General features: G+C 38.3%; 9 protein-coding genes. 8 read left to right on the top strand and 1 reads right to left on the bottom strand.

The annotated features are described in order from the left end of the window. Window positions 1-51: 51 nt before the first annotated feature. The 8 genes from ACFG4S_RS07470 to ACFG4S_RS07435 all read left to right on the top strand — a co-directional run bounded on the left by ACFG4S_RS07470 (window position 52) and on the right by ACFG4S_RS07435 (window position 11,301). Window positions 52-909 carry an SDR family NAD(P)-dependent oxidoreductase gene (locus ACFG4S_RS07470; protein ID WP_392534189.1) on the top strand — a complete coding sequence of 286 codons (858 nt, stop codon included), beginning with the start codon at window positions 52-54 and terminating at the stop codon, window positions 907-909. 105 nt (window positions 910-1,014) lie between these two features. After that, complete coding sequence (locus ACFG4S_RS07465) at window positions 1,015-2,352, top strand: D-arabinono-1,4-lactone oxidase (RefSeq protein ID WP_392534188.1); 1,338 nt, start codon at window positions 1,015-1,017, stop codon at window positions 2,350-2,352. Then, a complete protein-coding gene (locus ACFG4S_RS07460; RefSeq protein WP_392534187.1) occupies window positions 2,349-3,137 on the top strand; it encodes an SDR family NAD(P)-dependent oxidoreductase in 789 nt (262 codons plus the stop codon). The genes ACFG4S_RS07465 and ACFG4S_RS07460 overlap by 4 nt, the downstream gene beginning before the upstream one ends. 31 nt (window positions 3,138-3,168) lie before the next feature. Then, window positions 3,169-4,509 (top strand): NAD-dependent epimerase/dehydratase family protein, encoded by a 1,341-nt coding sequence (locus ACFG4S_RS07455; RefSeq protein ID WP_392534186.1) that lies wholly within the window; start codon window positions 3,169-3,171, stop codon window positions 4,507-4,509. Window position 4,510: 1 nt separating this feature from the next. Further along, window positions 4,511-6,193 (top strand): GMC oxidoreductase, encoded by a 1,683-nt coding sequence (locus tag ACFG4S_RS07450; protein ID WP_392534185.1) that lies wholly within the window; start codon window positions 4,511-4,513, stop codon window positions 6,191-6,193. Between the two features lie 42 nt (window positions 6,194-6,235). Further along, window positions 6,236-7,444, top strand: a complete 1,209-nt coding sequence (locus ACFG4S_RS07445) for a glycosyltransferase (protein ID WP_392534184.1) — start codon at window positions 6,236-6,238, stop codon at window positions 7,442-7,444. Window positions 7,445-7,478: 34 nt separating this feature from the next. Continuing rightward, on the top strand, window positions 7,479-8,432 hold the full coding sequence (locus tag ACFG4S_RS07440) for a class I SAM-dependent methyltransferase (RefSeq protein ID WP_392534183.1): 954 nt from the start codon (window positions 7,479-7,481) through the stop codon (window positions 8,430-8,432). 307 nt (window positions 8,433-8,739) lie between these two features. Then, complete coding sequence (locus ACFG4S_RS07435) at window positions 8,740-11,301, top strand: SBBP repeat-containing protein (RefSeq protein WP_392534182.1); 2,562 nt, start codon at window positions 8,740-8,742, stop codon at window positions 11,299-11,301. 213 nt (window positions 11,302-11,514) lie between these two features. Here the strand turns inward: ACFG4S_RS07435 and ACFG4S_RS07430 are convergent, their stop codons facing one another. Continuing rightward, window positions 11,515-12,711, bottom strand: a complete 1,197-nt coding sequence (locus ACFG4S_RS07430) for a saccharopine dehydrogenase family protein (RefSeq protein WP_392534181.1) — start codon at window positions 12,709-12,711, stop codon at window positions 11,515-11,517. Window position 12,712 lies beyond the last annotated feature (1 nt).

The raw sequence follows: 12,712 nt of genomic DNA, 5'->3' as shown, positions 1-12,712 counted from the left end.
ATTATCAATAGTCAACCTGTAGGCATAAAAATTAACATTTAACCAAGCATTATGACCAGCATAGCGGGTAAAACAGTACTTTTAACAGGAGCTTCTCGCGGCATCGGCGTTTTCATTGCTCGTGCTTTAGCAAAGGAACAAACAACTATTATCGGAGTTGGGCGATCGCCTCAACAACTTGAGAATCTTACTACTGAACTCAAAGCTTTGGGATGTAATTTCATTCCCTTTACCTGCGACATCAGTAATTTATCAGAACTACCAAATTTATTAAATAAAATTAATCAAACCGTTGGTGAAGTTAACATCTTAATTAATAACGCCGGCATCGAAATTTATCGCTCATTTCCAGATTATTCCCTGGCTGAGATGCAATCAGTCATCTCGACTAACTTACTAGCAGCAATGGAACTATCCCGACTACTACTGCCAAAGATGTTAGCTCAAAACAGTGGTCATATTGTCAACATTGCCTCCCTAGCTGCCAAAAAAGGACACCCTTACGACAGCATTTATTCTGCTAGTAAAGCAGGTTTATTAATGTGGAGTGATGCTGTTAGACAAGAATTAGCTGATACTGGCGTACAAATATCAACCATTTGTCCAGGATATATTGCCGACCAAGGAATGCTAGCTGATACTGGTATTCCTGCACCCAGTTTATCCGGCACATCTCAACCGGAAGCAGTAGCTAAAGCAGTGATTCAATCCATCAAGAAAAATCAAGCTGAAGTCATAGTTAATAAAGATTTTATCACAGTATTTGTGACCAAACTACTATTTGCTATTTGGCAATTTTTTCCAAAATTTGGAGATGCCATTTATCGCTTCATTGGTGTCATAGAACTTAATAAAAAACGTCGAGAAACTAAAAATTATTCTCCTAAAATTAACCTATTACATAAGTAAGTCTGCAAGAATAAACCAACCTATATTACAAAACGTCAATTCACCTAAAACCCTTACAAATGAAAAATTAAATAGCTGATAACTTAATTACTCATTTAAAAAAACATGGTAAATCAACAAGTTTGGAAAAACTGGTGGGAGAATCACACCTGCACACCAGAACACTACTATCAACCAGAAAATATAGATGAACTAGTTGAAATTATTAAATCTGCAAACCTCGAACAAAAACAAATAAAAGTAATTGGTAGTGGTCGTTCCTGGTCAAATATACCTTGCACCGATGGATACATGATATCCTTAGACAAATTCAATCAGGTTTTAGCTATAGATGTAGAAGAGAAAACCGTAACAGTAAAATCTGGTATACGTATCTACCAATTAATTGATATTTTAGCCAAACATGGTTTAGCTTTATCTTCACTAGGTTCAATTTGTGAGCAAAGCATAGCCGGAGCTATTTCTACTGGAACACACGGCAATTCTTTACACCAAGGAGGACTAGCATCATCCATTTTAGAATTAGAACTAGTTAACGGAATTGGACAAGTTATTAAGTGTTCTAAATCAGAAAACCCAGATTTATTTTCAGCCGCCTTAATTGGACTTGGTGCTATTGGTATCATCACTCAAGTCAAAATTAAATGCTGCAATCAATTTTGGTTAACTGAAAAATTAGAATGTTTGAATATTAAAGATGTTTTAGAAAATTTAGACACTCTCAAAAAAAATGATTATTGTCGTTTTTGGTATACCACAAGCAATAAAGATGCCATAGTCCAAACTTTTTCTGATGCCAAAACTCCAGAAAAGACAGGATTTATTCATTTTATTAAACGCATCATCACTCAAATCCTCTGGTTTTTGTGGATTTCTCGCCATGATAATCCGGCTGAACATGATTCCGAGTCTTTTACTAGAAAAGATCAATCCCAACATATTTTATGCTATCCGAGATTTTTTCTCAAACTATATAAATTCTCTTTTCGGATGACAAAATATTGTCAAGATGTCTTGATCTCAGAATATGGCATCCCTGAAGAGATGGGGAAGGTGGCCATGAATAAAATTTTATCTCTTGTAGATCGAGGAATAATTAAAGGGCATTTAAGATTTGAAGTCCGCTTTGGAGCAGCAGAGGATGTGTGGCTTAGTACTGCTTATCAACGACCTACTTGTTATATTCAAATCCTGTTTGAAAAAAAGAATTTCACTTCTAAGCAAGACCAAGAAGATGCTTTTATTCAAGTCGAAAATATTATCAAAAATTTAGCTGGTAGACCACATTGGGCAAAAGATCATTTGTATACAAATGATGATTTACGAGCAACATATCCTCGTTGGCAAGAGTTTTTACAGATAAAACAGCAAGCTGATCCTCAGCAATGTTTTAGTAATAGTTACTTAAATAAAATATTTGATGATGTCAGGAGAACTGCATGAAATGGCAAGAAAGATATGGAGAATGGGCGATTGTCACAGGTGCTTCTTCTGGAATTGGTAGAGCATTTGCTCATGATTTGGCTAAAAGAGGAATGAATCTGATTCTCGTAGCCCGCCAGCTTGAAAGATTAGAAGAAGTAGCCGCAGAATGTAGTACCGGGCAAACAAAAACTTACTTGTGTCCAGTTGATTTAGCCCAGCCTAATGGGATACATAAGCTGATCTCTTTAATTGGCGATAGAGAAGTTGGCATTTTAGTTAATAATGTAGGTATTGTTGCTAGGGGTTTATTTGCTGAAATTGAACTGCAAAGACAACTAGATATGGTAACGCTACATTGTACTGTTCCTGTAGCACTAACACACCATTATTTAGCTCAGATGCTCAAAAGAAATCAAGGGGCTATTATTAATATTTCTTCAGTGTCAGCTTATCATTTTCAACCCTTATTAACAACCTATGCTGCTACAAAAGAATTCGATTGGAAGTTTAGCAAATCTCTAAATTGGGAACTGAAAGATACAGGTATTGACGTATTAACTGTAATACCTGGATTCACTAAAACAGGAGCATATAAAGCTGCCAACTGGACAATTGATTTTGATTCTATTCCGGCTTTATTCCAGCCGCAAAATCCCTCAGAAGTATCAAAAAAATCTCTTGATGTTTTGGGCAAACAACGCTCAATCATAGTTGCTTCTTTTATGGAAAAACTAATCATCAATGCTAATTACTTGCTCCCAGATAGATTCATGGAATTTATCTTGAGCAAGATGTTTACTTAAATGAATTTCGCAACATTATTTTATTAAGCAAATGAACAATTTACCAAAAGTTATTGTTTTTGGCGCAAGTGGTTTTCTCGGCGAGCATATTATCAAATCCTTAATCAGTGCAAATTGGGATGTCTATGCTGCTGTGAGAACTAAACCCGAGTCTTCTACCGATCGCTTTAACCAAACTCAAGTAACCTACTATGAGGGAGACTTAGAAGACCAAAACTATATCCAGGATGCCATCGCCGGGATGGATGCCATTATATTTTCTGCCGGATGTACTTGGAAGAGTGATTTGGAGATTTCGGAATACTATCGACGCAATGTTCAAATTACCAAGAATTTTTTCACTGCTCTTGGCGATCGCCCGAATGTTCGGATTGTCTACACATCCTCTATGTCTGTCATCGCCGGCAGTAAATCTGATTATATCTTCTTTGAGGATAGCGATCGCTCTCAAGTCAGCCAAAATCAATTAAGTCCTTACGATTTAGCCAAAATCGAATGCGAACAGATAGCACTCGACTACGCCCAAAGAGGTAACAATCTTGTGGTACTAAATCCTGGCAATATGTTGGGACCAGGGGTTTTTCAGCATTCCAAAATTACGACATCAATTCTTGTCCTTTGGTTTTGTCAAAAGCAATTCCCATTCTACATTAACGGAGGACACTCCTATTGCGATGTCCGAGACGTTGCCAAGGCTCATGTCGCAGCCCTAACCCGTGGACGCAGTGGCGATCGCTACATTGTGGCTGGACACAATTTAAATATGGCAAGTATCTCTAGTTGGCTAGTGAAAATGACAGGCTTTAAGATGCCTCAAGAGTTACCCGCTAGCGGTGTATATTTTTTATCGTTACTACTAGAAACTTTATCTTTATTCAGCTTCAGATTATTTAAAAATCCTTATCATCCAGATTTTGTCAAATCTTTTAATCTGCATTATTATGCCAATTCTCAAAAAGCAATTAATGAACTGGGATACAATGTTACTCCCATCGAAACCACTCTCATAGATACAATCAAATATTTTGGTCAACGCGGACTCCTCTCAGAGGAACTTAATTTTTTTGCGTTAATGACTCCTACTAATATCCAGTCCTTAATTTATCTGCGACAATTAGCTTCTCAGCATATATTTTCTCAATTTGCACTGTCTAAAATATCCCAAATTTACGAAATTTTTCAATCAAATTTATCTTTGAATAACGCTTTAGATAACTTGCTTAAATATAGCAAATTTAATCACAAAACTGGTAAATTTAACCCAGATAAAACAAAATGTCAAGAAGAATTAAAAAGTATCAATCAACTGTTTGAATATCTCTATTTTGCATCCAATGATTTTCTTTCAGAAGTAATGTCAGGTGGGAGTTGATATGAGTGTAAATAGTTACGATTGGGTAGAAAAATGCGATATTTGTATAATCGGTACAGGTGCGGCGGGAGGAATTCTCGCCTATCAACTGGCGATGAATAACTTTTCGGTGCTTTCTTTAGAACAAGGAGAAAAAATTGATAATAGCTATTTCTCCAACCAACTGATGCCCGAACAAGAAGAAAATTTTGGCATTGCCCCTGATATGTCTTGGCCTCTGAACCCAGCTGCATCTTTTTACTATGACAACTTTCAAGCTAGTCAACTCTACGCCAAACAAGAGACATCATCAATTTCATCACAATCTGAAGCAATTTTTGATAACCGACAGATTTTTCGACTCAACGGTAAACAAAATTTGTGGGGCGGTGTTTGTTTACGATATTCACCCAGAGATTTTCATAGCAAAGATTATGGAGATTCAGACTTCAATTGGCCAATTGGCTATGAAGATTTAGAATCTCATTACACAGACATTGAACGTCTGATAGGTGTTTGTGGCACGAAAGAAGGAATTGATAATCTACCTGATGGTGAGTTTATTCCTCCAAAACCCCTGCGACCTGCCGATAAACTTTTAATCAATGCTGTCAAGAAATTTCGTGATATCAATATCCAAGCTATTCCTAGTCGCAAAGCAATCGAAACCCGTTCGGAAGTTGCCAATAATTGCCAAAGTTGCGGTATGTGTGCTTATGGCTGTAGTTCTGGCAGCATTTATAAATTTTCCAGTCATTTACTACCACGCATTGTTAACCGGAGTAATTACCAAATACTTTATCAGAGTAAAGTTATACGTTTACTCAGACATCAAGATTCCCACAGAATTTATGCTGCTGAATGTCTAGATACTGCAACTAACCAAAGATTCCGAGTCGAAGCGAAAGTATTCATTCTGGCTGCTGGGGCGCTAGAAACACCACGCATCCTGTTTAATTCCCAAGACGAAACTTATCCCCAGGGATTTGCCAACAGTTCCGGAACTTTAGGCTGTTACCTCCAAGATAATATCTTAATTAACGTTGGCACTTCTTTGGTGAAGCTATTTGCTACACAAGAAAAATATGATGTCGGTTTTGGAGATAATATCTTAATACCACGGTTTTTATTCGACAATAAAGAATTTCGCGGTGGATACATGGCTCTTTATTATAACTCCTATCCAAAGCGTCCTAACTATATTGATGGGTTAGAAATCTTTCCCGACTGGACTAAAAAGTGGTTAGCAAAGTCCCTGTTTAAGACTTATGCTGTACTACATTTTCAAGGCAAACCAGAAGTAAAAAAGTCAAACTGCATTATCCCTAGTCAAGAACGCGATATTTACGGTATTCCCAAGGTGGATGTGCATTATGAATTAACAGAAAATGACCAGCAAATGCAGCAAAGCATGGCTCAGTATGGTCAAAGAATTTTACGCAAATGTTCAGGACTTGTGGTTTTTACTTACACATCCAAACCTGGTAACTCGATTCATTATGCTGGTACTTGTCGCATGGCGCAAAATAGTCAAGAAGGAATTGTAGACAGGAATTTAAAGACATTTGACCATGAAAATCTTTATCTGTGTGATGGGAGTGTGATACCTGAAATATCAGAAAAAAACTACTCTTTGACGATTATGGCTTTAGCAAATCGCTTGGCATCATATTTGTCAACAAAATATCAACATCTGAGAGTTTAATTGCTAAAAAATAAATATGTAGTCTTCATCAGCGTAATATAAATGTCTTCTCATCCAACCCACACCCTACTTTTTTTGTTCACAACTTTTCTTCCAGAAGTCACAGGTTCAGCTATTTTTAATTGGGAACGAGTCCAATGGTTTGCCAAGCAAGGAATTTACCGTGTAATTGTTTTAGCACCAGATTGGCAGGATCGATCAAAATTGCCTGTTGTACCACCAGATTTAACAGAAAATTTAATTCTAGAAACTTATCCTTCTCAGCCTTGGTTGCTTTACCCATTGCTGCATGTCCCTAAGTTTGCTGCGGCTCATTATATTAACCAAAGGATAGCTCATTACCAACCAGATTTAATCAATGTCGTAGATGTAGAACGATTATTCTTGTTTAGCACTTGGCATTTACCGGGTAGACGCTATGCCAAAGACAACAAAATTCTTTATATCACTGAATATCATACAGATTATTGTAATCATGTCAGTACCTATCCCGCTGGTAATTTGTTGCGAGAAATATTATGGAAACCAATAACCAAATATTTGTACAATAAATGTGATATCACTGTAGCCATCAGTCCCACAGCAAGTAAAATTTTGCAAAAAATGGGTATTTCAAATGCTATAACCATACCCATGTATGGTTTAGATTTATCTGCATATACTCCTAACCGACGCAACCGGAAATTTTTAGAAGCTTGGTTAACTCCTAAAGAAAGAGATAATAAAGTTATCTTGTTTTTGGGGAGAATTGCCTTAGAAAAAAGAATTGATCTACTCATCAAAGCATTTTCTAGATTACAAACTCAACAACAAAATAGTTCTTTAATTATTGCTGGAGATGGACCTGTAGAAGTCGTTCAAAAATTAAAAAATCTAGCTAAATCTATTCCACATATTCACTTCATTGGTTTTGTGCATGGAGAAAAAAAAGCCAACCTCTTAGCTGCATGTGATGTGTACTGTAGTCCGGCACCCTACGAAACGTTTGGTCGCACACTTGTAGAAGCAATGGCTTCTGGTACGCCAGCAATTACTGTCAATAGTGGTGGAGTTTCTGACTATATATTAGATGGAATCAATGGCTATCTTGTCGAACCAAATGATGTGGAAGCGTTAACTCATGCAATTATCAAGACTTTAACAAATGAAAATATAAACATAATACAACGTGCTTACGAAGATGCTAAACAATTTTCTCTAGAACAAGCCTGTGAAAATCTTCATAATTATTACCAAGAGATTCTACATTAAAACTGATAAAGTTTAATTAATAAAAATTTTAAACATGGATTCACTCTCACCAGAATTTACTTCTAACGGCGATCGCAACTACAAGCAACGTCTCGAATGTTTGATTTGCAATTATCGTGTCGATTTAAATGATAAATCAGCATTTTCTACGTTCTTTTGTAACGTCAGAGCATTTAGAGATGAAAAGTTTCCGATTTGGCGCTGTCCCACATGCCAAACCATTCATTGTCTTGATGTCGTAGATATTGACCCATATTACGCTAAATACCCTTTTGCAGAAGCGAAACTGACATTACCCTTCCGATTGGGTTATCAAAACCTGCGCCAAAAAATGACCAAGTATGGTTTGTCTAAAACTCACTCATTTCTTGATTATGGCTGTGGTAATGGGTTAGTTGTACAATATCTGCAAGAAAATGGCTATATAAACGCCTACGGTTACGATCCTTATGCACCCAAAGAAACCTTTGGTGATGCTACAGTCCTGCAAAAAGCCCCATTCGATTATATTTTGCTGCAAGATATTATCGAACATGTAGAAGATCCTTATGCTTTGTTAAGTAAATTAGATAGTTTATTAGCACCAGGTGGTTATCTACTTTTAGGCACACCTAACGCAGCCAATATTGACATTAATCGTCCGGAATTATCTAACTACTACAATGCGGTGCATGTACCCTATCACATTCATATTTATACTCGTGAAGTTGTAGAGTCTTTAGGTAAGCAACAGGGATGGGAAGTTGTGAAGTTTTTTGATCGCGGCTATGACGATACACGTTGGTTTGGACTCAACACTCGGACATGGAATGAGTACCAACGTCTCTCAGATGGCACGTTCGATGTCATTTTTGAGCCAATTAACATTTTGCAAGCTTTAAAATCATATAGATTTCTCTTCTATGCATTTTTTGGTTACTGGCTTAGTCTCCGTACTGACATGACTATTATGTTTCGTAAAAAAATACACATTAAATTATCGCAATAGATCAAACTCAATACATCAAGCAATTATATAGCTTATTCAGATAAAAAGCTTTTGAATCTTCATCATTAATTTAAGTAAAACTGCTTAAAAATATAGAATTAATGAAGTTTCTCTTTTTATAGTAGGTGTGTACATCTACGGAATATAATCAAAACTAACAATATTTTTTACCCTTTTTGTCAGGGTATTTACTTTTTTGACTAGTCTTGATTGAAGAACATACATCTAACTGTATGTATGATTTACCCGATCTCTAGGCAAGCTTGAGACAGCATTTAAGCGTTCGTATTAGAGTCATAAAAAAACAATGAAAACAAGCCAAAAGTCTACTAAAAAGCCAAAGTATACTTTAGTCGATTCGCTTCCAGGTGCAAATAATGAAGCTCCTAGTAAGATAACTCAATTAGTAGATTCACTTGCCGGTATAAGCAATGTGGATGCTACTAATCCAAATGACTTTTTATTTGTAACACTCACACCTGCAAGTGACGTAGTTTTTGGAGGGTTTGGCGAATATCAACTCTTATTTGGACGTAGAGGTAACGATGTACTTTATGGTTTAGATCAAAGTTTAAGTAATAAAAAATCATCACTTGATATTGATGTCATGTTTGGTGATTCTGAACCAGTTGCTCTATTTGCATATTCAGATATTTTGAATACATTAGGTGGCAATCCTCCTTCTATTGGGAAGGATAGATTTGTACTTGGTGACTGGCGAAAGTCCTTTTACACAAATAATGGTTATAACGACTTTGCATACATTGTTGATTTCAACCGTAATCAAGATGTCATTCAGCTACATGGGAGTGCAGAAGATTATGATTTTATTAATGTTCCTTTTCTCGGAACAGCTATATTTCAGAAGTCAAAGGATAGCCCGTTCTTTTGGGATGGAGAGTTAATCGGAGTTGTATTTGCGGCCTCTAATTTAGATCCGAATGCTTCTTATTTCCGCTATGTAGGCTCTACCCCACCGCCAGTATCAGGACCAACCCAAATTAAGCATTTAGGTACTGTTGGTTTTGATCTGGCTACTGCTGTTGCTACAGATATTTCGGGAAATGTCTATGTAGTAGGTGTAACTTCTGGTGCCTTCAAAGGTAATAATGCTGGTTCTTATGATATCTGGCTCACTAAATATGATAGTGATGGTAACCAGTTATGGAATCAACAGTTCGGTAGTTCCAAATTTGATTTAGCTGTTGCCATTACAACAGATAAGTTGGGTAACTTTTATCTGGTGGGAAGTACCCAAGGTGACTTGGCAGGACAACCTACGCAAGCAGAGCAACAAGATGCTTGGCTAGCTAAATATGACAATGATGGTAATCGATTATGGATTCGTCAACTAGGAGATTCAGTAGTTACTGGTGGTTCTGATGTTACTGTTGATGACAAGGGCAATATCTATGTATCTGGACTGACAGTTACCCCAGATCAAAGGCCAGTTGCCATTATTGATGCTCAAGATGACTTTTGGGTAACAAAGTACGATTCTAATGGCAACCAACAGTGGTTTACCAAAGTTGGGACAGATCCATCTTATCCAGCGATTTGGGATGAAGCTTACGGTGTAGCACTTGCTAAGGATGGATCTGTATATTCTACAGGATGGACTTATGGGGGTCTAGCTAGAGACAATCCCCAACTGGGATTCTACGATTCTTGGATCACCAAATATAACAACGATGGACAAGTGCAATGGATTAGACAGTTTGGTAGTGCAGACAATGACTTTTCTTGGAGTGTTGTCACCGACAGCCAAGGTAACGTCTATGCCTACGGATGGACTGGGGGTGACTTTGGTGGTAAAAGTTTTGGACAAGATGACATTTGGCTAGTTAAGTATTCTTCTGATGGCACCCAAGATTGGGTACGTCAGTTTGGTACTAGCGGTGATGATGCAGCCTTCTTAGATGGACTCAAGATTGATTCAAAAGATCAATTATATGTTGCTGGTTATACTGATGGTAGCTTTGGTGGTTCCAATGCAGGGTCTTACGATCCCTTTGTTGCCAGCTTTGATACCAATGGCAACCAACTTTGGATTCAACAGTTTGGCAGTGCTGAACTCGATAAGGCGACAAATCTCAATGTTGATAACTTGGGTAATGTCTACGTTACGGGATTTACAGAGGGTTCATTGGGTGCTTCTAATGCTGGCTCTGTAGATAGTTGGGTCGCCAAGCTGAGTTCTGCAACAGGGACTTTGGAAACATTTAATCCATCTTCAACTCCAATACTCAATAAAATAGCTGGTACTAATAGTAAAGATAGCCTTATCGGTACTGAACCAACCTCTAGCAATTTGAAATCATTGAACTCAAAAACCTCTGCAACTTCAAATCCAGCTAATGGGAACGATGAAATTCATGGTCAAGGAGGCAATGACACCATAGATGGTAAGGGAGGTAATGATGTGCTGTATGGTGATGTCGGTAATGATACACTCATTGGCGGCGCAGGAAACGACAAACTGGTTGGCGGTCCTGGAAATGATATCCTGACTGGTGGTTCTGGTAAAGATAATTTTATCTTTGACACAGGCAAATTCTTTGCCAGCAGAGACCTTGGTCTAGATCGAATTACTGACTTTGAACTTGGTGATAAGATTGTGCTGAGTAAAAGTACTTTCACCACTTTGAAAAGTTCACTAGGAGAGGGCTTTAACAATTTGAAAGATTTTGCTGTAGTTACTAATGGTACGGCAGCTAGAAGTAGCCAAGCCTTTATTGTGTACGATTCAGTTCATGGTGATTTATACTACAATCAAAATGGCTCTAGCTCTGGATTTGGCAGTGGCGCTCTCTTTGCTAACTTGGTTAATCATCCCAGTCTTAGTGCGAGTGATTTTCGTATCGTATAGTAGTTAACTTTTACTTCAGTGAAAGTGGTGTTTTAGGTGAATATTTACCTAGAGTACACTATATGACCAAAGCCCGCTTTGAGAAGTTGGGAAATTGACTCAGACTAGATAAAATTCTCATCTAGCAGAATAACGAATAGCAATCACATAAGTGTACTTGTGACCACTAAACTCAGATTCTTGAATCACTCTCAAAATCTGGGTTTTAGTGATTTAAGCGATCGCTGGGGAAATTTTCTCGTAAACCTCCAAACCCTTAGCTTGCAAACGTTTAATGAAACTCTTAGGCTCAATCTGTTCGGGTACAAATAGTCCTGGACCACAAATATCTCCCTCTATCAGCATTTCCGCCGCCACTGCGCCTCCCAATCCCACTAGATAACCGATCGCATTACTACGGTGAGCATGATAAGCCTCTTGATGGGAAGCAAGAGTCCAAACAGTGATTTTCTTGTGATTTTCTTGCTGTTTACCAGTTACTTCCACCACCAAACAAGCATGTCCCGCAATTTTTCCGATGAGTTCTTCTGGACGAGGTAGTAAAGCACAAACTACATCAAGTGGACGGACTTGTAGATCGCCAACAGTTATCGGTTCGCTGCGATGTAATCCCAGCTTGCGCAGCAGTCGCAGACTAGCAACAAGGTCATCACTTAAACTCAGACGGAAATCAACATATTTCACACCCCTGATAAACTGGGGGAGCAAAAACGTCTCTTCGTGTAGTGTGTGATAAATCGGTAGCGATCCCAGTGGGTCGGGAAACTGATAAATTTGACGTTTATGCAAAGGAGGCAGATAGTGAATACTACCATGACGGAAAATGGCGGCAGGTGTAGAGGTTTCCCACAAAAAATCCACAGGCGACCAAGCAGGTACTAGGAGTTGTCCCGGAACTTGACCGTTGTCACCGTCAATGACTCGAATGGTTCTGACACTATCAAGTTGATTAGCCGCATAGCAAGCAAAGATATCGGACATCCCAGGATCTTGCCCTGTAGCAGTTACAGCTGTGATCCCAGAGTCAGCACAAAGCCGAGAGAGGCGCTCAAACTCGGCTATGGAATCGGCAACGATCGCAAAGTCCAGATACCAAATTCCCATCTGCGCGGCAATTGTCAACACCGTCGTCCCTAAATTCATGTGCCAGGGTAAGGCATTGATCACTAAATCTGCCTGTTCAAATAGAGTCTGGAGTGCTTGTGGTACTCTAGCATCCACCTGTTGGATCTCCAATTTAGGATGGTTTACCCGCGCCTTCATAGCGACAGCGGCAGTCGGATGGAGGTCAGCTAGAATTAAGCTTGTTACTTGGGGATGATGAACTAGGAATTCGGCACACACTAACCCAGTAACTCCACATCCGAGTTGAACTACACGCATCGGTTTTTTGAAAGTATGTTGTTGCATC

The sequence above is a fragment of the Nostoc sp. C117 genome (genome assembly GCF_043099735.1).
Classification (GTDB): domain Bacteria; phylum Cyanobacteriota; class Cyanobacteriia; order Cyanobacteriales; family Nostocaceae; genus Nostoc.
This window is presented reverse-complemented; position numbering and strand designations above follow the sequence as displayed.

What these genes read in the sequence shown, in the direction of transcription:
- ACFG4S_RS07430 (WP_392534181.1), bottom strand. Translation starts at nt 12,711, where the DNA reads ATGCAACAACATACTTTCAAAAAACCGATGCGTGTAGTTCAACTCGGA.
- ACFG4S_RS07470 (WP_392534189.1), top strand. Translation starts at nt 52, where the DNA reads ATGACCAGCATAGCGGGTAAAACAGTACTTTTAACAGGAGCTTCTCGC.
- ACFG4S_RS07455 (WP_392534186.1), top strand. Translation starts at nt 3,169, where the DNA reads ATGAACAATTTACCAAAAGTTATTGTTTTTGGCGCAAGTGGTTTTCTC.
- ACFG4S_RS07460 (WP_392534187.1), top strand. Translation starts at nt 2,349, where the DNA reads ATGAAATGGCAAGAAAGATATGGAGAATGGGCGATTGTCACAGGTGCT.
- ACFG4S_RS07450 (WP_392534185.1), top strand. Translation starts at nt 4,511, where the DNA reads ATGAGTGTAAATAGTTACGATTGGGTAGAAAAATGCGATATTTGTATA.
- ACFG4S_RS07445 (WP_392534184.1), top strand. Translation starts at nt 6,236, where the DNA reads ATGTCTTCTCATCCAACCCACACCCTACTTTTTTTGTTCACAACTTTT.
- ACFG4S_RS07440 (WP_392534183.1), top strand. Translation starts at nt 7,479, where the DNA reads ATGGATTCACTCTCACCAGAATTTACTTCTAACGGCGATCGCAACTAC.
- ACFG4S_RS07435 (WP_392534182.1), top strand. Translation starts at nt 8,740, where the DNA reads ATGAAAACAAGCCAAAAGTCTACTAAAAAGCCAAAGTATACTTTAGTC.
- ACFG4S_RS07465 (WP_392534188.1), top strand. Translation starts at nt 1,015, where the DNA reads ATGGTAAATCAACAAGTTTGGAAAAACTGGTGGGAGAATCACACCTGC.